The sequence below is a fragment of the Paenibacillus sp. FSL H3-0333 genome (assembly GCF_038002805.1).
Classification (GTDB): domain Bacteria; phylum Bacillota; class Bacilli; order Paenibacillales; family Paenibacillaceae; genus Paenibacillus_AQ; species Paenibacillus_AQ silagei.
Map to the genome: position 1 here is coordinate 5884402 of NZ_JBBODG010000001.1, position 18311 is coordinate 5902712.

The 18311-nt window shown below is 53.2% G+C and carries 18 protein-coding genes; 4 read left to right on the top strand and 14 right to left on the bottom strand.

The genetic code is table 11. The features are described 5' to 3' along the window. Positions 1-12: 12 nt before the first annotated feature. Complete coding sequence (locus MHH78_RS26040; RefSeq protein WP_341169310.1) at positions 13-885, bottom strand: SDR family oxidoreductase; 873 nt, start codon at positions 883-885, stop codon at positions 13-15. Positions 886-1174: 289 nt separating this feature from the next. Here MHH78_RS26040 and MHH78_RS26045 point away from each other — a divergent pair, with 289 nt between their 5' ends. Continuing rightward, positions 1175-2338 carry an amidohydrolase family protein gene (locus MHH78_RS26045; protein ID WP_341169311.1) on the top strand — a complete coding sequence of 388 codons (1164 nt, stop codon included), beginning with the start codon at positions 1175-1177 and terminating at the stop codon, positions 2336-2338. A gap of 17 nt (positions 2339-2355) precedes the next feature. Continuing rightward, complete coding sequence (locus tag MHH78_RS26050) at positions 2356-2886, top strand: GNAT family N-acetyltransferase (protein ID WP_341169312.1); 531 nt, start codon at positions 2356-2358, stop codon at positions 2884-2886. A gap of 299 nt (positions 2887-3185) precedes the next feature. Here MHH78_RS26050 and MHH78_RS26055 read toward each other — a convergent pair whose 3' ends face one another. The 5 genes from MHH78_RS26055 to citZ form a co-directional block, all read right to left on the bottom strand. After that, positions 3186-4436: an S-layer homology domain-containing protein gene (locus tag MHH78_RS26055; RefSeq protein WP_341169313.1), complete on the bottom strand. Its 1251-nt coding sequence runs from the start codon at positions 4434-4436 to the stop codon at positions 3186-3188. Between the two features lie 181 nt (positions 4437-4617). Then, positions 4618-5043: a hypothetical protein gene (locus tag MHH78_RS26060; RefSeq protein WP_036695834.1), complete on the bottom strand. Its 426-nt coding sequence runs from the start codon at positions 5041-5043 to the stop codon at positions 4618-4620. Positions 5044-5092: 49 nt separating this feature from the next. Next, complete coding sequence (mdh, locus tag MHH78_RS26065; RefSeq protein ID WP_341169314.1) at positions 5093-6034, bottom strand: malate dehydrogenase; 942 nt, start codon at positions 6032-6034, stop codon at positions 5093-5095. Between the two features lie 100 nt (positions 6035-6134). Beyond that, entirely contained in the window at positions 6135-7430 is a 1296-nt protein-coding gene (gene icd / locus MHH78_RS26070; RefSeq protein WP_036725590.1) for an NADP-dependent isocitrate dehydrogenase, read from the bottom strand. Between the two features lie 102 nt (positions 7431-7532). Then, positions 7533-8645 carry a citrate synthase gene (gene citZ / locus MHH78_RS26075; protein ID WP_036725592.1) on the bottom strand — a complete coding sequence of 371 codons (1113 nt, stop codon included), beginning with the start codon at positions 8643-8645 and terminating at the stop codon, positions 7533-7535. 391 nt (positions 8646-9036) lie between these two features. Between citZ and ytvI the strand changes: the two genes are divergently transcribed. Beyond that, positions 9037-10152: a sporulation integral membrane protein YtvI gene (gene ytvI, locus MHH78_RS26080; protein ID WP_341170383.1), complete on the top strand. Its 1116-nt coding sequence runs from the start codon at positions 9037-9039 to the stop codon at positions 10150-10152. 189 nt (positions 10153-10341) lie between these two features. On the opposite strand, the gene MHH78_RS26085 is transcribed toward ytvI, so the two are convergent. The 3 genes from MHH78_RS26085 to MHH78_RS26095 are packed head-to-tail and all read right to left on the bottom strand — an operon-like array spanning position 10342 to position 12479. After that, positions 10342-10740: an FxsA family protein gene (locus tag MHH78_RS26085; protein ID WP_036695825.1), complete on the bottom strand. Its 399-nt coding sequence runs from the start codon at positions 10738-10740 to the stop codon at positions 10342-10344. Between the two features lie 29 nt (positions 10741-10769). Then, positions 10770-11249 (bottom strand): acyl-CoA thioesterase, encoded by a 480-nt coding sequence (locus MHH78_RS26090; protein WP_341169315.1) that lies wholly within the window; start codon positions 11247-11249, stop codon positions 10770-10772. Between the two features lie 48 nt (positions 11250-11297). Then, the gene (locus MHH78_RS26095; protein WP_341169316.1) at positions 11298-12479 is read right to left on the bottom strand and encodes an MFS transporter; all 1182 of its coding nucleotides are present in this window, start codon (positions 12477-12479) and stop codon (positions 11298-11300) included. A 102-nt stretch (positions 12480-12581) separates the two neighbouring features. Between MHH78_RS26095 and MHH78_RS26100 the strand changes: the two genes are divergently transcribed. Further along, positions 12582-13325: a G1 family glutamic endopeptidase gene (locus MHH78_RS26100; protein WP_341169317.1), complete on the top strand. Its 744-nt coding sequence runs from the start codon at positions 12582-12584 to the stop codon at positions 13323-13325. Between the two features lie 134 nt (positions 13326-13459). Here the strand turns inward: MHH78_RS26100 and pyk are convergent, their stop codons facing one another. The 5 genes from pyk to MHH78_RS26125 all read right to left on the bottom strand — a co-directional run bounded on the left by pyk (position 13460) and on the right by MHH78_RS26125 (position 18076). After that, positions 13460-14884, bottom strand: a complete 1425-nt coding sequence (gene pyk, locus MHH78_RS26105; protein ID WP_036725599.1) for a pyruvate kinase — start codon at positions 14882-14884, stop codon at positions 13460-13462. Between the two features lie 374 nt (positions 14885-15258). Continuing rightward, positions 15259-16260, bottom strand: a complete 1002-nt coding sequence (locus MHH78_RS26110; protein ID WP_076082927.1) for an acetyl-CoA carboxylase carboxyltransferase subunit alpha — start codon at positions 16258-16260, stop codon at positions 15259-15261. A gap of 1 nt (position 16261) precedes the next feature. Beyond that, complete coding sequence (gene accD, locus MHH78_RS26115; protein ID WP_076082930.1) at positions 16262-17155, bottom strand: acetyl-CoA carboxylase, carboxyltransferase subunit beta; 894 nt, start codon at positions 17153-17155, stop codon at positions 16262-16264. Positions 17156-17239: 84 nt separating this feature from the next. Then, positions 17240-17428 (bottom strand): hypothetical protein, encoded by a 189-nt coding sequence (locus tag MHH78_RS26120; RefSeq protein ID WP_036725605.1) that lies wholly within the window; start codon positions 17426-17428, stop codon positions 17240-17242. A gap of 147 nt (positions 17429-17575) precedes the next feature. After that, positions 17576-18076: a phosphatidylglycerophosphatase A family protein gene (locus MHH78_RS26125; RefSeq protein WP_036725608.1), complete on the bottom strand. Its 501-nt coding sequence runs from the start codon at positions 18074-18076 to the stop codon at positions 17576-17578. Between the last annotated feature and the right edge of the window lie 235 nt (positions 18077-18311).

The following is an 18311-nucleotide window of genomic DNA, read 5'->3' on the forward strand; positions in this document are numbered from 1 at the left end:
ATTCTGCACCCATCATCCGTTCACAACCTCGCCGCCATTCACATGCATCACCTGTCCGCTCACATAGGAGGAATCGTCCGAAGCCAGGTACACATACGCCGGTGCCAGCTCTTCAGGCTGTCCCGGGCGCTTCATCGGCTGGGTGCCGCCGAACTCACTGACCTTCTTAGCGTCAAAGGTTGACGGGATCAGCGGGGTCCAGATCGGTCCGGGAGCTACCGCATTCACGCGGATACCCTTATCCGCCAGGTTCATCGACAGCGACCGGGTGAAGCTGAGAATGGCTCCCTTGGTGGACGAATAGTCCAGCAGCTGCGGGCTGCCGCGATACGCCGTGATGGAGGTGGTGTTAATGATCGTAGCACCTTTTTTCAGATGAGGCATGGCGGCCTTGGTCAGATAGAACATGGAGAAAATATTCGTCCGGAACGTACGCTCCAGCTGCTCCTCCGTAATGTCCTCAATATGATCCTGCGGATGCTGCTCCGCCGCATTGTTGATTAGAATGTCAAGCTTGCCGAGTCCTTCAACGGTTTGACGAATCAAGCTCTGACAGAAGCATTCGTCCCCGATATCCCCGGCGATCAGAATACACGTTCTGCCCTCCTGCTCCACCTGGCGCTTGGTCTCTTCCGCATCCTCATGCTCGTTCAAGTAGGAGATCACCACATCCGCGCCCTCCTTGGCAAAATGAACGGCAACCGCACGCCCAATCCCGCTGTCGCCTCCGGTAATGAGCGCAGCCTTTCCCAGCAGCTTGCCTGCTGCCTTGTACGCCGGTGTCTCAAACTCCGGAAGCGGGTTCATCTCACTCTCAATTCCGGGGCGCTGATCCTGCACCTGCGGTGGTAAAGTTTTGACAGGTTGCTTGCTAGTGTCTGGCATAATCCATTCTCCTTTCGCTGTCCACAGTATTGTTGATCAATCATGTTAGCATGGCTTAAGGTCTGGTGTTTATGCATCAGGCAGTGTGCCTGCTTGGCTCTACGTTATGTTACTTACCACACTTGGCAGCCGCCCAAACAAGTAATCTTCATTCAACGATACCTATAGCGGAACGATAGTCAGTAAGTAAGGAACGTTCCCAAAAAGAATATTATCTATATCCGCTAGGGGGAATGTCCTATACTTTGTGGGGAAAGACAACTACCTTAACTGAGGGGACGCTTCTATCATGGGAAATGAGCGCATCTTGCTGATGAACGGAACTGTAATCGATGGAACCGGACAGCAGCCGCTGCATCATGCAAGCATTGAGATTGTTAATGGCCGTTTCGGCACCATAACACAGCATAGTGAGAATAACGAGAGAACAGGGCATGACTCTGCCACAACAGTGATCGACCTTGAGGGTCTGTTCATTTTGCCCGGGTTTATTCACACCCATGCCCATACCAGCTTCAAGTACATACAGAATGAGCCGCTTCACGGATATCATACGGAATATTTGGCCGCGTGCCTTGCGGAAGGAATTACTACGATCCGGGATGAGGGGATCACTACGGCTGCATCGATTGACGATGTGGTCACATATACGCAACAGCTGGAGGACGCTAATTTTCCCAGAATTCTTACATCCGGCAAGGTATTCACCGCTCCAGGCGGGTACGGTGGTCAGGAGCCTATCGGAGTAGAGAGTGCGGAGGAGGCGCGGCTTAAGGTCCGTGAGGTTTTGGGACAAGGAGTACATTTCATCAAAACAGCGCTGGAGGATGGCTACGATCCCACAACCATCGGACTGCCGCAGCTGAATCAGGAGCTTCTCGAAGCGATCTGCCAGGAAGCCCGGAGCATGGGTGCTTACGTGTCTGCTCATGTTACAAGTGCACGCAATCTTCAGATCCTGGTGGATGCAGGGATCAGCGATGCTGCGCATATGGTCTATGACCAGCTGGACGATCAGCTGATCCGGCAAATGGTGAGCGGGAGCATCCGTATCGTCCCCACCCTCACCGTACTCCAGATGTTCCAGGACAAATTCGGTGCGCCGCTGCTGGAGCAAGGGCTGGATAATGTCCGGAGATTTATTCATGCAGGCGGGGAGATTGGGCTTGGGGATGATTTTATTGAAGAAGCTCCTCCGTGGTACAGAGCCGGTATGCCGTGGAAGGAGATCCAGCTGTTAGGCCAGGCCGGCCTCTCCCCGATGCAGATTATTGTGGCTGCCACTTCAACCGGTGCCAAGATCTGTAAGCTGGAACATGAGCTCGGTACCATTGAGACAGGCAAGAGGGCCGATCTGTTGGTCGTCGGGGGAGATCCGCTGGCGGATATTAACAACCTGCGGCAGGTCAGCTGGGTAATGAAAGACGGCAAGATCGTATTGAAATTATACTAGCAGGAGGGTATCGCACAATGAATGCAAGAATAACCTTATCTCCGGTCACCCCGGACGATATCGATTTCATCACAGATCTGGAAATGAGCGCTTCACTCTGGCCCTTCGAGGATATGCTTCCAACCGACAAGGAGGCAGTCCGGAAGACTGTGGCGGAACGAATCCAGAGCGACTGGCATAGACAATTCCTGATCAGGCTAGCCACTCCCGAAGCAACCCCTGTAGGGGAACTGAGTATACATTGGTATGTAAAAGAGCGCGAAAGCTGGGAGCTGGGCTACAGCCTTTTCCCAGAATACCGGGGGCAAGGCTACTGCACCGAAGCGGCGCAGCTGGCCTTGAAGCTTGCTTTTGAAGAATGGAAGGCCCACAGAGTCGTGGCTATGTGCAATGAATACAATACCTCATCTATCAAGGTACTAGACAGGCTAGGCATGGTCCGCGAAGGCGTATTCCGGGAAGAAATACACTGGAACAACCAGTGGGTGAACCAATACTTTTATGCGATACTGGATCGGGAGTACCGGGCGATTACCGGGATACGATAAACGTACGGCCTACGCGGTGCGCCCGGCTCAATTGTGTTCGGTTTTTCGATTACATTCGGCCTACGCGGCGCGTCCAGTCTAATTGTGTTCGGTTTTTCGATTACATTCGGCCTACGTGGCGCGTCCGGTCCAATTGTGGACATTCTGTTTTTCGGCACATTGCTCATTTTCATGCTGGAACTGTGCCTTGAAAGACAGGTTTGTTTTCGCATACATCGGGTCGATATCTCTTCATAGCAGTACATCGCCCCTCATGACAAGACCTCACTCCTTGGGATAGCGGCCTTATTTCCAGAACTCTATTCATCTTCCTTCACAATTGCATCCTGAACCTTACCCGCACCCGTAACCTTCGTTGACATATTCAGAATCGCCTGCGTCACCGTTGTCCCTTGATCCAGCTCTATCTTAACCCCTATTGCAGTGGCAGCGGTCTTAAGCGTGCGTATGGAGCCTTGTTGCAGGTGGAGGACGGGTCCTTTGGCTTCAATGTTCACATCTCCGAAATTGCCGTTAAGCGTCACTACGATTCCGGCTGCAAGGCCGGATGGCAGATCAATATCTGTGAACCCGTCTCCGCTACCCTCCCCCTCTTCCAGATTTACACTGGACTGTACCGACAATGCCTTCACCCAGGTTGTACCTTCGGTGACCAGGCGGGCAGTTCCACTATTCTTCTGCACAATCACTTGGTTCATGGTTGTATTCTTGAGCTGCACTGAGGGATCTCCGCTTCCCTGTATGATGACCTTGCCTAGTACTTCAACACTGTCCAAGTTCACCTCTCCGTTGCCGATTCCTTCCTCCAGGACCAGGTCTCCAAAAATCTTCAGATTCTGCAGCAGCACATCATAGCCGGATACAGTGACATTGTTATAGTATTTGATGGCTCCTGGTTCAAAGCTTCCAAGCCCCTCAGAATGGCTGATAGTTACACTCTGCAAGCCGCCGCTTGTGACATTGTAGTAATCCAGCAGTGCAATCGCTTCGGCCCGGGTCATCGCCTGTTCTGGAGCAAACCGCCCGTCCGGGTAACCCTTCATTCCTCCGTCATTGATCAGTGCAGCGACATCGGCTTCACTCCAGCCTGCAATCTGATCCTTATCGCTGAACATGGATAATACCTCCGTGCTTCCCGTCTCAAAATACATCATTCTGCTCACCATAATCGCCGCCTCCTGGCGCATAACGGGATCGCCCGGACGAATCGTACCTCCGTAACCCTTGATGATGCCCACTTCCAGCGCTTTCGAGATTTCTTCGTATGCCCAGCTCGTCTTAGGCAGATCGCTGAAATCAGCCTTCACCTTGCTCTCAGCCGTCAGCCCGGCCAATTGGTTGATTAACGCGATAAATTCCGCTCTAGTGATCGCCTGATCCGGCCGGACTGACCCGTCCGCGAATCCCTTCAGCCATCCCTTTTCCAGCCAGCGGCTCATCTGCTTCTGCGCCCAGTGTCCTTCATAATCGGCTGCCGCAGACATATGCCCGGCTGAACCCAGCAGCAAGCCCAGACTCAGCCCGACCGTTACTAATTTTCTTCCTATCATTACTGCGCTCACTCCTAAGTATGTATGTGATGCCAAATGAACCAAGCACCTAATCACAGTGTAGCGGAATACATAGCCGTTGGGAACAATATCCAACCATGTGCATCCAGACATGCGAAACAGCCCTGGAGGCCGAGGCTTCCAGAGCTGTTATCACACTGCCCATCCGGCAGCAGGTTATTTAGATAATTGTGTTGTAGACCATGAAAAAGATCATGACGACCAGCGAGACCATCAGCAGCAGACTCATGGTACGAATCTTGGCAGTCTCGGCAGAGACATCGCGGTTCTCTCTCATGCCTGCCGCAGCAAGGCGCAGAGGCTTGGTCATAATCCCGCCGAACGCGAACATAGCCAGCAGAAGCACCGTAACAATGATCATCCAGGGTACAGAATACTCACCCTTAGTCATCATGTAGCCGCCGGTCAGCAGCTGAATTACCAGCCCGTATTGGGCAAAACGGTTGAATCCGCCGATTGCACTGAGCGTGCCTTCCTTCGCCGGGGAGGACAGCTTAGCCGTCCCGCTTAAGATAAACGGCAGCACCAGATAGAAGCCAAGTGCCAGTGTCCCGATCATATGCAGAAAAAAGAAAACATGACCCATCATAATCTCCTCCAATTTCAATTTGCGGGGCTCCGGCAGATTGCCGGGGTTACATAGTTACCGAAGAAGTCACCGCCCGGACCGAATCAGCGGACTGGTCAAGCGCCGCCTGTTCCTCCGCCGTAAGCTCCAGTTCAAAAATCCGCTCGATGCCCTCCGCTCCCAAAAGCGCAGGAACTCCCATGAACAGGTTCTCATAGCCGTATTCACCCTCAAGCAGAGCGATTACCGGTATGATCCGTTTCTTGTCCTTGAGAATAGCCTCCGCCATCTGAACCAGGGATGCTGCCGGAGCATAGTACGCGCTACCGTTCCCAAGCAGGCTGACAATTTCACCGCCGCCCACACGGGTACGCTGCACAATCTCTGCAATGCGCTCTGCCGGGATAAGCGTCTCGATTGGAATACCGCCTACGCTGGAATAACGCACTAACGGCACCATATCGTCGCCATGGCCGCCCAGCACGAAGCCGCGTACATCCTCTACCGATACATTAAGCTCCTGAGCGATGAAGGTGCAGTAGCGGGCTGTATCCAGCACCCCGGATTGCCCGATGACACGGTTCTTGGGGAAGCCGAGCGCATGATAGGCCACGTATGTCATCGCATCCACCGGATTGGTCAGTATGATCACAATGGACTCTGGGGCCACGCGCTTCACATTCTCGCAGACCGATCTGACGATATTCGCATTGGTATTGACCAGATCCTCACGGCTCATGCCGGGCCCCCGGGCAATCCCTGCGGTAATAATAACGATGTCAGAATCCGCTGCGTCCTCATAGCTCGAAGTTCCGCTAATTTGAGCATCGAAGTTCTGCACGGGTCCCGCTTGGAGCATATCCAGCACCTTGCCCTTGGTCGGATTCTCAAGCTGAGGAATGTCAAGCAGCACTACATTGCCAAGCTCCTTCTGGGCAAGCATAAGCGCCGTGGTCGCGCCGGTGAATCCGGCACCTACGACAGTGATTTTTGAACGTTTGATCGCCACGGTAGCCCTCCTAACCTGATGATAGTCTGAAGGCGGCCTACATAGATATAAGCTACACGGATGTGCAGCTTATATCTGTAGTATTTACCGGCCCGGCCTCTTACAGATGGTTGATGATCTCGTCAGCAAAAGCAGAGCATTTCAGCTCAGTCGCGCCTTCCATCTGGCGGGCAAAATCGTAAGTAACCGTCTTGTTGTTAATCGCCGTACTCATTCCCTGATAGATCAGGTCAGCCGCTTCCTGCCAGCCCAGATGCTCAAGCAGCATAACGCCGGAGAGAATAACAGAGCCCGGATTCACTACATCCTTGTCAGCATACTTAGGTGCCGTACCATGTGTAGCTTCGAAAATAGCATGTCCCGTAATATAGTTAATATTCGCACCCGGAGCGATACCGATGCCGCCAATCTGGGCAGCCAGTGCGTCGGAGAGATAGTCACCGTTCAGGTTCAGTGTCGCAATGACATCGAAGTCTGTCGGGCGTGTCAATACCTGCTGGAGCGCAATGTCGGCAATGGCATCCTTCACGATGATCTTGCCTGCTGCTTCGGCTTCCTTCTGGGCAGCATTCGCAGCCGCTTCACCGTCGCGTTCCTTGATGACATCGTACTGGTTCCAGGTGAAGACCTTATCGCCGAACTCCTGTTCAGCCACTTCATAGCCCCAGTTCTTAAAGGCTCCTTCAGTGAACTTCATGATGTTGCCTTTGTGTACCAGGGTCACGCTCTTGCGTCCGTGCTTGATCGCATACTCTACTGCTGAACGAACAAGGCGTTTCGAGCCTTCCTCGGATACAGGCTTAATACCGATACCGGATGTTTCCGGGAAGCGGATTTTGTTCACGCCCATTTCCTTCTGCAGGAATTCGATCACCTTCTTCACTTCGGCAGAGCCTTCCTGATATTCAATACCAGCATAGATATCCTCTGTATTCTCACGGAAAATAACCATATCCACCAGCTCAGGATGCTTCACCGGAGAAGGAACGCCGTCGAAGTAGCGCACCGGACGCAGACATACGTACAGGTCAAGCTCCTGGCGCAGCGCAACGTTCAGGGAGCGGATACCTCCTCCAATCGGAGTGGTCAGCGGGCCCTTGATGGCCACAATGTACTCACGGATCGCTTCCAGCGTGTCGTTCGGCAGCCATTCACCATATGTATTGAAGGCCTTCTCGCCGGCAAACACTTCGTACCACGCAATTTTCTTCTTGCCGCCGTACGCTTTCTCTACAGCTGCATCCAGCACCCGCTTGGAGGCTTTCCAAATGTCACGGCCTGTCCCGTCACCCTCGATGAATGGAATGATCGGCTGATCCGGAACCAGCAGCTTGCCGTCTTCGATTGTAATTTGTTCGCCTTCTGTGGGCAGATCGTATTGTTCCAGTTTCAACATTTGTAGATATTCCTCCTAAAAGTATGATGTATAAGCATTCATATCATTCATTGTACTAAAGGGGTAGAGCAGCCCGCAAGGGCCGCCCTCCCTGCCGTCCTGTTATCGCTCGTCTACAGGGACGTACTTCATGTCGGACATACCTGTATATTCCGCACGCGGACGGATGATACGGTTGTCTTCGTACTGCTCCAGAATGTGCGCCGTCCAGCCCGAAGTGCGGCTGATCGCGAAGATCGGGGTGAACAGCTCCCGTTCAATCCCCAGCTGTGTGTAGACCGATGCCGAATAGAAGTCGACGTTTGGTTTCAGCCCCTTTTGGCTGGTGATCAGCTCTTCCACCTTGACCGACATGTCATAGAGACTGGTGTCATTCTTCATCGTGCCCAGCTCGCTGGACATCTTCATCAGGTGCTTGGCGCGCGGGTCGCCGTTCTTGTAGACACGGTGTCCGAAGCCCATAATCTTCTCGCGGCGCTCCAGCTTGCCCTGGATATACGGCTCCACCGCGTCCAGGCTGCCGATCTCCTCAAGCATCTTCATTACAGCTTCATTCGCCCCGCCATGCAGCGGCCCCTTAAGCGCCCCGATCGCTGAGGTCACACCGGAATAGATGTCAGACAAGGTCGCAACCGTTACCCGTCCGGCAAAAGTCGAAGCATTCAACTCATGGTCGGCATGCAACACCAGCGCCGTATCCAGCGCCTTGACGGATACCGCATCCGGCTCTTTTCCCCACAGCATGTAGAGGAAGTTCTCGGCGATGGTCAAGCCTTCCTTGGGAGCTACCGGCTCCAGGCCTTTGCGGATACGTGCCAGTGCGGCAACTACGGTCGGAATCTGCGCCTGCAGCTTCAGCGCCTTGGTCTGGTTCGCTTCCTTGCTCATATCATCGGCGGCTTCATCGTACAGCGCCAGACTCGATACGGCAGAGCGCAAAGCGGCCATGGTGTTGGCTTCCTTGGGATACAGCTTCATTTGAGTGAGCACCTGCTCCGGAATCGGAGCGTGAGCGCTGAGGTCGCGCCGCAGAGCTTCAAGCTCCGGCACCGTCGGCAGACTGCCGAACCACAGCAAATAAGCGGTCTCCTCAAATGTGGCATGGTCCGCAAGATCGTCAATATCATAGCCGCGGTAAGTGAGCACTCCATCTACGATAGAGCTGATTGAGGAGGTCGTTGCAACAATGCCTTCAAGTCCTTTAGTAGCTGTCATAGTATCTCTCTCCTTTGCCAACAAGAGTGTATAGTGCCGCTTCAAATCTCATGTAAACATTTACATTTCCAAGTATTTTAACTCTCTCAGAAAAAAAGCTTCAGGACCGGCTCAGAAGATTGCAACTAAATTTCTGCTCTTTAACCTTTAATTATCATACCGGATTTTGACGGTTATGTGAACAACGTGGAAGCTTTACAGGACATCAAATGATTTTATCGGAGGGATAGAAAAAAACGAACGCAAAACCTGTTTCATGAACGCGCTTCCAGGTTATGGATATGCCCGCTGTCTGCCCTTTTCTAGCGTTGCTAGTCTTTTCACACCCCCTATGAATATATATAAGACGAGCCGTTGTTTCTGGAATCCGCCAGAGTAGGAGGGACCTAAGATCGATACACTTGTGCTTAAAAGATTGCTGCGCGGCCTCTGGGTCGTGCTTGCTGCCGCCCTGATTCTGCTGGCTGTATATGTACTGCTGCCGCTCCTGTACCCCTTGCTGATCGCCTGGCTGCTGGCTTATCTAATGCATCCGCTGGTTCTGATCCTTAAGGGGATGAAGCTCCCCGGCTGGCTCGCCGTATCCCTCTCGCTGCTGTTCTACATCGGAGGCATTGCTCTTGTCCTGACCGCACTCATCACAAGGCTGGTCAAAGAGCTGATCGGGCTGCTCCAGACCTTCGATCTTCATACCGATCAGTGGCGGGAACTGCTGCTGTCCCTGAGCCGTAATGCCAGCATTCAGAATATTATTAACCAAATCAACCAGTTTTACCACGACAACCCGGGTTATCATGCCACCATTGACAGCAATATCAACCGGACCACTGAAACGGTCGGCCAAGCCGTGACGCAGATGATCACCGGATTCTTCAATATCATTCTGAAGCTGATCTCTTCGCTGCCGAGCCTTGGCACCATTCTGATTGTCATCGTATTGGCCGCCTTCTTCCTCAGCACCGGCTGGGAACGGCATAATGCCAAGCTGACTGCATGGCTTCCAGCACCGCTGCTAAGACCCGTGTCGGAGATCTGGAAGGATCTGCGCAAGGCGCTGTTCGGCTACATCCGCGCCCAGCTAGTGCTGATCTCCGTAACGGCAGTGATTGTGATCATCGGCCTGCTGCTGCTGGGGGTCAAATCAGCCTTCGCCATCGGTCTGACCATCGGCATTGTCGATCTGATTCCTTATCTGGGTGTCGGTATCGTCATTCTGCCCTGGGCCTTGTATTCATACATGACCGGGAACATGGCGCTGGCCATCGGGCTGCTGGTGCTCTACGGCATCATCCTGATCACCCGTCAGGTACTGGAGCCCAAGGTACTCGCCAGCAGCATCGGCGTCGATCCGCTCGCCATGCTGATCGGCATGTTCGCCGGCCTTCAGCTGATGGGCATGCTCGGCCTGATTCTCGGCCCGGTGCTGCTCGTTATTCTCGACGCATTCGCCCGCGCCGGCGTATTCCGCGCCCTGCGCACTTATATCCTCAGCGGCAGGCTGCATTAGGGGGCCGCGTTCGAAACAACTTTGCTCCACACCACTCCCTAACACCAAAAAGGCCTCCAGCCGCAGCACCTGCAACTGAACACCTTTTGGCAAGCCTGATTACTCCATAATACTCCTAAGCGATCCTTGCAACTCCTTATTCCCGCCAGCAACCGCCTAACTGCTCTACCTCTCTACCTCTCTACCCGCTTACCTGCGGTAAAAGGTGAACGTGCCGTTCTTCATCTTCTTCTCGATCCATTTCAGCAGAAAAACCCGGTAGAGCGGCCGGGTCAGCGGAAATACCAGAGTAAAGCCGATCAGATCCGTGACAAACCCCGGCAGAATCAGCAGCAGGCCGCCGAAGAAAATACATAAGCCGTCCAGCATGGTCCGTCCGGGCACCCGTCCCTCCTGCATATGTGTTCTGCTGTCCTGCAGCACTTTCTTGCCTTCGAACCGCATCATTAGCAAACCGATGACTGAAGTAGCCAGCATGATCAGCAGCGTCTTGGGCGCTCCAAGAAAACTTGAGACATAGATGAAACCGAATAATTCCACGGCCGGGACTGCAAATAGGGCAGCCCACAGCCATTTGTTCCTGATCATACTGCTCCTCCTTCTTCTTTACGTTAACGCTATTCTTCTTCCTTCAGCGCAGCCAGGATGGTATGGAACAGCTCAGGCTGTGCCCTGTCGATCCGCACCGGCCTCCATTCCCCGTTCAGCCAGACATGGCTCGTCGAGCCGCTGACTAGAAGCTCGCCTGCGGTCCGCTCCTGCTCTTCCTGACCCGCCGTCATCCGGCGGATTTCATATTCATACACAACCCTCAGAGCCGAGAAGGTCGTTAACCGCGCATACACGGTAATAAGATCATCATATCGCGCGGGGCTTTTAAATTGCAAATCTGCAGAGGTTACCGGCAGCAGCAGACCGAGGCCCTCCAGCCTCTTGTAGTCGAAGCCCAGCTCACGGAACATCTCCGTACGGCCGCACTCAAACCAGATCAAATAGTTGGCATGATAGACGACGCCCATCTGGTCGGTCTCCTGATAACGTACACGGATAGAGGTACTATGCCAGCGGCTGGCCCATCCCGGTTGATGAGGATTCATATTTATGCTCCTTTCTAAAATACAGTCTACCCGGTATCCAACAGTCCGCTAAGCGCCGACACCGCCGGATGCAGACTTCAGCGGCAGCTTGCGGCGGGAGCTTCGGGCGACATAGAACAGAAGGGCCGCGCCAGCAGCCGCACTAAGCATACAGGAGAGATTCATCAGCCCGACCCCGCCCTGATTCAGCAGCATCCCGTTCAGCAGATTGCCCAGAATGCCGGCTAACCCGGAGAATACGATGTTAAACACACTTTGCCCGGTCGCCTGCATCTCCGCTGAGGTAATCTTCGATACATATTCAACCGCCGCGATATAAAAGAACCCGAAGGAGAGGCCGTGAAGCACCTGTACGCCGATCATGACGGAAGGGTACGGGAAAGCCACCTGAATCCCCCAACGCAGCACATAGATCAGCGCACCTAGTAGCAGCGTCCGCTCCATCCCCATTCTGCGTATCACCTTGGAGGCGAAGAACATAGAAGGCACATTGGTAATCGACGCCAGGAACAGGGCGATTCCGGCAGTGCCGGTCGATCCGCCGACCGACTGGAAGGCAATGACAAAATAAGTCCCGAAGGCCGTCATGGTCTGGTTGACCAGAAAGCTTCCGCCTAAGAAGGCCAGGAAGATGCGGTTGCCGAGCAGTTTTTTGATCCCCTGGGAGAAGGACTGGCTCATCATATGATTCTCCTCCGCCTGCTTGGGAAGGGTGAAAGCAATCACTACAGCGACGCAATTCAACAGCAGAAACGGCAGCCAGATGGTCGATACAGAGAACTTGGATACATACTGCCCCCCCGCAATGGCCCCTACGGCGGCGCCTATGCTCATCATCATGCGGATGCTGCCGTAAGTGGCTCCGGCCCTGTTCGCAGCCGCTATGGCGTACGAGTCGGCTATAGGCGCCTGTGTAGAGGAGAAGATCGTGGACACGGTGTACACCAGCATCAGCACGATGAAATATTCCGAACGGTACAGGACCGCAAGCACCGCCGGAACCGCCACGCTCAGAATCAGCACCAGCCGCGCCTGGTTATACCGGTCGGAGACCATTCCCCATAAGGGCTGGACACAGATGGCGATCAACGTACCTATAGCCATCAGCACGCCGATCTGGCTGACTTCAAGTCCGTTCGATTTCAGCAGCAGCGAGAGGTAGGAGCCGAAGGAGCCTCCGGCCAGTCCCAAAAATAGATAGAACCCGCGCAGCTTTGTTATTTTTTCCATGGGGATTACAAGTCCTCTCTCATTCTTTTTAACAGAATACCCAACCTTCATAGCCGCCTGCTGCATTAAATAGAGCACAACCTATTATGAGGCGGTGGACAAGTGGGCCAAGTCAATAGATTAACACGAAGCAAACCCTGTCTGAAGGATAAACTTAATACGGGCAGAGCCGCCAGTTCAGGCTTCGGCTGGACATCAAGCAACTGGAGCGGTTATGCCATTTCCGGCAAAAAAGGCAGCTACCGGCAGATATCCGCCGACTGGATCGTCCCTTATGTAAAGCCTACGGTAAAACCTACGTTCTCCTCGGCCTGGATCGGCATCGACGGCTTCAAGAACAGTAGCCTGATCCAGACCGGCACCGGCCATGAGTCAGTGAACGGCAAAGTCCGGTATTATGCCTGGTGGGAGATTCTCCCCGCCTCCGAGACCGTCATTCCTTTCCCCGTCTCTCCCGGCAACCATATGCGTGCTTCCATCGTCAAGCTGAGTCCCGGCAAATGGTGCATCACCCTGCGCAATCTCAGCAAATGCTGGGTCTTCCGTACCGTACAGCGCTATAACGGACCGCAAAGCTCGGCCGAATGGATTGTCGAAGCGCCGCAGGTGGGGTTCGATATCGCTCCGCTGTCCAAGTTATCCACAGTCTGCTTCACCTGTTGCCAGGTCAATGGACGCAGCCCCAGACTAAAGGTCTCCGACGGCGGCATTATGATCCAGAATAAGAAGCTGCTGGCCGTGCCTTCTCCTCCGCGCTCTTGCGGAAGCGCCTTTTCGGTCAGACGAATCTATCATAAAAGTCCTCCTGTTGTGTATTCCAGGAACCCTATTTATACGACTCCCTGACCTGCCGTCCTGTTCCAGACACTCAGGTCCAATATATCCATTTGCATCATCGATATCAAAAAAGAGCAGCGGCAATCAAGCGCCACTGCTCTTATCATTATATCTTATTCGTGCTGCAGAAGCTCTTCCAAATCCTAGTCGGCTGGAATCGTATCTACCTTCACCAGGTTAGTGGAACCGGAACGTCCAAGCGGGATACCTGCAGTGATGACTACAAGATCGCCAGCTTTAACCAGACCGGAAGCTTTACCGCCGTTAAGAGCTGTTTCCAGCAATTCGTCAGTAGAATGAGCTTCAGGGCCGAATACAGGAGTTACGCCCCATACCAGCGCCAGCTGACGCATGGTTCTTTCCTGGGTGGTAACAGCAATGATCTGTGATTTAGGACGATATTTGGAAACCACGCGTGCAGTGTGGCCAGTTACCGTTGAAGAAATGATCGCTTTAGCATTCAGATCCAGAGCGGAGATCGCTACGGATTGGCTGATCGCTTCAGTTACAGTAGTTTCTTGAGCAATCTGCTGCTTCATGAAGATCTCACGGTGGTTCAGAGCAGACTCTGCTTTCTCAGCAATACGGGACATAGTCAGTACGGATTCAACCGGATATTTCCCGGCAGCAGTCTCACCGGACAGCATGATTGCATCGGTTCCGTCGAAGATTGCGTTCGCTACGTCACTTGCTTCAGCGCGGGTTGGACGCGGGTTGCGCTGCATGGAATCCAGCATTTGGGTAGCTGTGATTACCGGTTTGCCGGCGATGTTACATTTCTGAATCATCAGCTTCTGTGCCAAAGGTACATCTTCAGCAGGAATTTCTACACCAAGGTCGCCACGGGCAACCATCAGGCCGTCGGATACTGCCAGGATTTCATCCAGGTTATCGACACCTTCCTGGTTCTCGATCTTAGAGATGATCTGGATGTGGGAAGCATCATGCTTCGCAAGCAGTTCACGGATTTCCAGAACGTCGCTGGCTTTGCGTACGAAAGAAGCGGCAATAAAATCAATGTCCTGTCCGATCCCAAAAATGATATCATTGGTATCTTTTTCCGTAATACCCGGCAGGGAGATGGATACTCCTGGTACGTTAACACCCTTCTTGCTCTTGATCGTACCGCCGTTAACAATACGGGTCTTGATTTCGGTGCCTTGAATGTCGACAACTGTAAGGCCGATCAGGCCGTCGTCGATCAGGATCGTCGATCCTACTTGAACATCGTTAGGCAGGTTGTTGTAAGTGATGGAGATACGGTTGTGGTCGCCAAGGATCTCTTCCGTAGTCAATGTCAGATACTCATCCTGAACCAGTTCAATCGGTTCCACTTCCAGCTTGCCTGTACGAATCTCCGGTCCTTTGGTGTCGAGCAGGATGGCAACAGTCTTGCCAAGTTCCTTGGATGCTTGACGGATCGTGTTGATCCGGGCTCCATGCTCATCAAAATCGCCGTGGGAGAAGTTCAGACGGGCCACATTCATACCAGCCAAAATCAATTTTTTGATATTCTCCAACGATTCACTTGCAGGTCCGATCGTACATACAATTTTACTTTTCCGCATTAGGTTTTCCTCCGTTTTTTCGTTCTCTCTGTCTCATCTTTTCCAACTACAAAATCTACTATAAGGCTTGCTCTTTGTATAGGAACTTTATCACATGTAAAGACATGCACGTTTTATTGCGCCCTTATGAATATTACTGCATGTTGAACACAAAATCAATGTTAGTGCCTGTTTTTGCTGTAAATTAAAGTCGAATAATATAGGATGGCCGATAAAAGAAAAACCATCCCGCAAGAAGCGCAGGATGATTATAATGGGAATAAATGTATAACCGGTCTTGTCCTATTCGCGGCCTGGAATAAGCTGGAATGTGTTAAAAAGTGCAAACCGGCGGTACCGGCATTGCCGCTAATTCCCCGGAGAGCATCTCCTGCTTACTCTACAATTTGCGCTTCATCCTGATCGGCATCCTGCTCCAGCACCGCCTCGGAAAACTCGCCGATTTTGCGGAATTTCAGGTAACGGTCTTCCTTCAGCGCCGCCGCATCCATACCGGACAGCTCCTGCAGGTGACGCCAGACTGTGTCCTTAACCGCCTCCGCCGCAGCTTCGTAATCCCGGTGTGCACCGCCTCTGGGCTCCGGAATAATCTCCTCGATCACTTCCATCTCCAGCAGATCGGTGGCCGTAATCTTCATGGCCTCTGCGGCCTGCTCCGCCTTGGTGGCATCCTTCCACAAAATCGACGCTGCACCGTTAGGGGAGATCGCCGAATAGATCGCATTCTCCAGCATCAGCACACGGTTGCCGACAGCCATCGCTAAGGCTCCGCCGCTGCCGCCCTCGCCGATAATCACGCAGATGACCGGAACGGCCAGCTGGGACATCTCGAACAAATTGCGGGCAATCGCTTCCGATTGTCCGCGTTCCTCTGCGGTATTGCCCGGGTAAGCCCCCTTGGTGTCCACAAAGGTGATGATCGGACGGCCGAACTTCTCCGCCTGCTTCATCAGGCGCAGTGACTTGCGGAAGCCTTCCGGATGGGCGCTGCCGAAGAAGCGCAGAATATTCTCCTTCGTATCCTTGCCGCGCTGTTGACCGATGACAGTTACAGGCCGGCCGTTCAGCTTGGCGATTCCGCCGACTACAGCAAGATCGTCACCGTACAGGCGGTCACCATGCAGCTCGATAAAGTCCGTGAAGATAAGCCCGATCAGATCCAGCGAGGTCGGGCGTACGTGATGCCGGGCCAGATGCATCTTCTGGGCCGGGGATATATTGGAATAGATCTCATTCTCCAGCTCGCTGTAGCGCTCCTCAAGCCGGGCTACCTCATCGCTGAAATCAATGCCCTTCTCTTCGCCGAACTGCTTGAGCTCGGCGATTTTTTTGCGCATTTCTACCAGAGGCATTTCAAAAGGCATCTCTCCTGCCAACCTAAAATCCCCCTTTCACATCATGCAGCTCCAGCAGCTTCGTGAGTGTGGAGCGCATTTCCTTACGGTGCACGACCAGATCGAGCTGTCCGTGCTGCAGATTGAACTCGGCCGTCTGGAAATCCTCCGGCAGCTTCTGGCGGATCGTCTGTTCGATGACAATCCGTCCGGCAAAGCCGAAGACCGCTCCGGGCTCGGCAATAATAATATCGCCCAGGCTGGCAAAGCTCGCCGATACCCCACCGGTGGTCGGATCAGTAATGACGGAGATATACAGGCCGCCCGCTTCACTGAACCGGGCCAGCGCGGCACTTGTCTTCGCCATCTGCATAAGACTGAGAATGCTCTCCTGCATTCTGGCCCCGCCGGAGGTGGAGAAAATAAGCATCGGCAGTCCCCGCTCTGTCGCTTCTTCTACCGCTCTAGTAATTTTCTCTCCAACCACAGATCCCATGCTGCCTGTGAAGAACTCAAAGTTCATCACGGCTACAATCACCGGATGTCCGCCGATGCTGCCCTGGCCGGTGATTACAGCCTCAACCTGTCCGGTTTTGGACTGCTGCTGCTCAAGCTTGGAAGCATAGCCGGGGAACTTCAGCGGATCAATGGACGCCATCTCGCTGTCGAACTCAATGAACCCTTCCGGATCAAGTATCATCGCAATCCGTTCGGTTGCATTCAGACGCATATGATAGCCGCAGGACGGGCATACTTTCAAATTCTTCTCCAGTTCCTTGCTGTACTGGATTGTTCCGCATTTGGCACACTTGCTCATTAGGCCTTCGGGAATCTCCCGCTTGGGGCGCTCGCCTTCTGCCGGTCCGCCGCTTCGCTCCAGACGCTCTGAAGGAATAGTCGCGTACTTCCGTTTTTTCTGAAATAAATCTTTGAACAAGGGTCGCACCTCTTCAGCCGTTTATTTGCGTAAATAGCAGCTTGCCGCTGTCATGAATGTTCTTGAATCTCTACGCCATACTCTTCAGGGATGCAGGATCAGATTGAGGACCTCCTGCACTTCTTCAAGCTCTCCCGAAGGAACCAGAATCTCAAACTGCTGCTTGGACATATTGATGGGACGGCATTTAATCAGAAATCCTTCTTCCGTAAGCTTCCTCTCAATCATCTCCGCCACTTTGGCGGTCGGCGCTATATAGATTACCGTCCACATGCCCTGCAAGGCCTCCCTAATCTCGAATCCAGCCGTATCCTGAATATAATGAAATTATGATAACACAGTTTTCTTTTTTCCCGCAAGCAAGCCCGGCAGGAAGGACTCAGGCCCGGGAGGCCGGTCGCAGCGCATCAGGAGCAGCCGTTATTCGGTCCCGGTCACATGGGGATAGACCTTCGCACCCTCATGCCCGTGGGCGATCCGGGCTGAAGCTGCAGCCGCAATTCCGGCCACAAGATCATCCAGAAATACATGAATGCTCCCCTTATCATCATTCAATTTGCCGATAATTCCAAGCTTTATTTTATCGAGGTAGCCGAAGCTGGTCAGACCGATCATTCCATACACGCTCGTGATGCCCAGCGCCAGAGTCTCGTCCGCCCCATAGAGCGACTCATCCGCTTCCATTACCGCCTGAAACGGCTGGGGCAGCAGCTTCTTCTCGGCCAGCTCATCCAGCGCAATCCCCGTCATGAGCGTATACTGGACCTCTCTTTTGTTCAAGACCGACTTGACACTGCTCAGGCACTCCTCCTGCGTTAAGCTGGGATAATAGACCGATTGCAGGATATAGACGATCTCTGCGATCGAATCCAGTGATACTCCCCGGCGCTCCAGCAGATCCTCCGCCATTTGATAGGACATGATGTCATTCCCCTTCCGCACGGGACAATGCCCCGCTATGATTTAGCTGAACTTGAGAGTGAAGCCTGACAGATTCATAAGTTCACTCTATTGGTTCCCTAATGTATGCGGAAGAGGGGGCAAATGTGCTAAAAAGATCAGTGTTGCCATGCCCCGATTATGGTGCATTGGGTATGCTTAAGTGCATTCTGTACAACTAAATCGTCTGATTTACTGCCGACTATCCATTTAGCTG

Excerpts from the sequence above, each read along its gene's own strand:
- MHH78_RS26040 (WP_341169310.1), bottom strand. The coding sequence starts at position 885 with ATGCCAGACACTAGCAAGCAACCTGTCAAAACTTTACCACCGCAGGTG.
- MHH78_RS26045 (WP_341169311.1), top strand. The coding sequence starts at position 1,175 with ATGGGAAATGAGCGCATCTTGCTGATGAACGGAACTGTAATCGATGGA.
- MHH78_RS26050 (WP_341169312.1), top strand. The coding sequence starts at position 2,356 with ATGAATGCAAGAATAACCTTATCTCCGGTCACCCCGGACGATATCGAT.
- MHH78_RS26055 (WP_341169313.1), bottom strand. The coding sequence starts at position 4,436 with ATGATAGGAAGAAAATTAGTAACGGTCGGGCTGAGTCTGGGCTTGCTG.
- MHH78_RS26060 (WP_036695834.1), bottom strand. The coding sequence starts at position 5,043 with ATGGGTCATGTTTTCTTTTTTCTGCATATGATCGGGACACTGGCACTT.
- icd (WP_036725590.1), bottom strand. The coding sequence starts at position 7,430 with ATGTTGAAACTGGAACAATACGATCTGCCCACAGAAGGCGAACAAATT.
- citZ (WP_036725592.1), bottom strand. The coding sequence starts at position 8,645 with ATGACAGCTACTAAAGGACTTGAAGGCATTGTTGCAACGACCTCCTCA.
- MHH78_RS26085 (WP_036695825.1), bottom strand. The coding sequence starts at position 10,740 with ATGATCAGGAACAAATGGCTGTGGGCTGCCCTATTTGCAGTCCCGGCC.
- MHH78_RS26090 (WP_341169315.1), bottom strand. The coding sequence starts at position 11,249 with ATGAATCCTCATCAACCGGGATGGGCCAGCCGCTGGCATAGTACCTCT.
- MHH78_RS26095 (WP_341169316.1), bottom strand. The coding sequence starts at position 12,479 with ATGGAAAAAATAACAAAGCTGCGCGGGTTCTATCTATTTTTGGGACTG.
- pyk (WP_036725599.1), bottom strand. The coding sequence starts at position 14,884 with ATGCGGAAAAGTAAAATTGTATGTACGATCGGACCTGCAAGTGAATCG.
- MHH78_RS26120 (WP_036725605.1), bottom strand. The coding sequence starts at position 17,428 with ATGTGGACGGTAATCTATATAGCGCCGACCGCCAAAGTGGCGGAGATG.
- MHH78_RS26125 (WP_036725608.1), bottom strand. The coding sequence starts at position 18,076 with ATGTCCTATCAAATGGCGGAGGATCTGCTGGAGCGCCGGGGAGTATCA.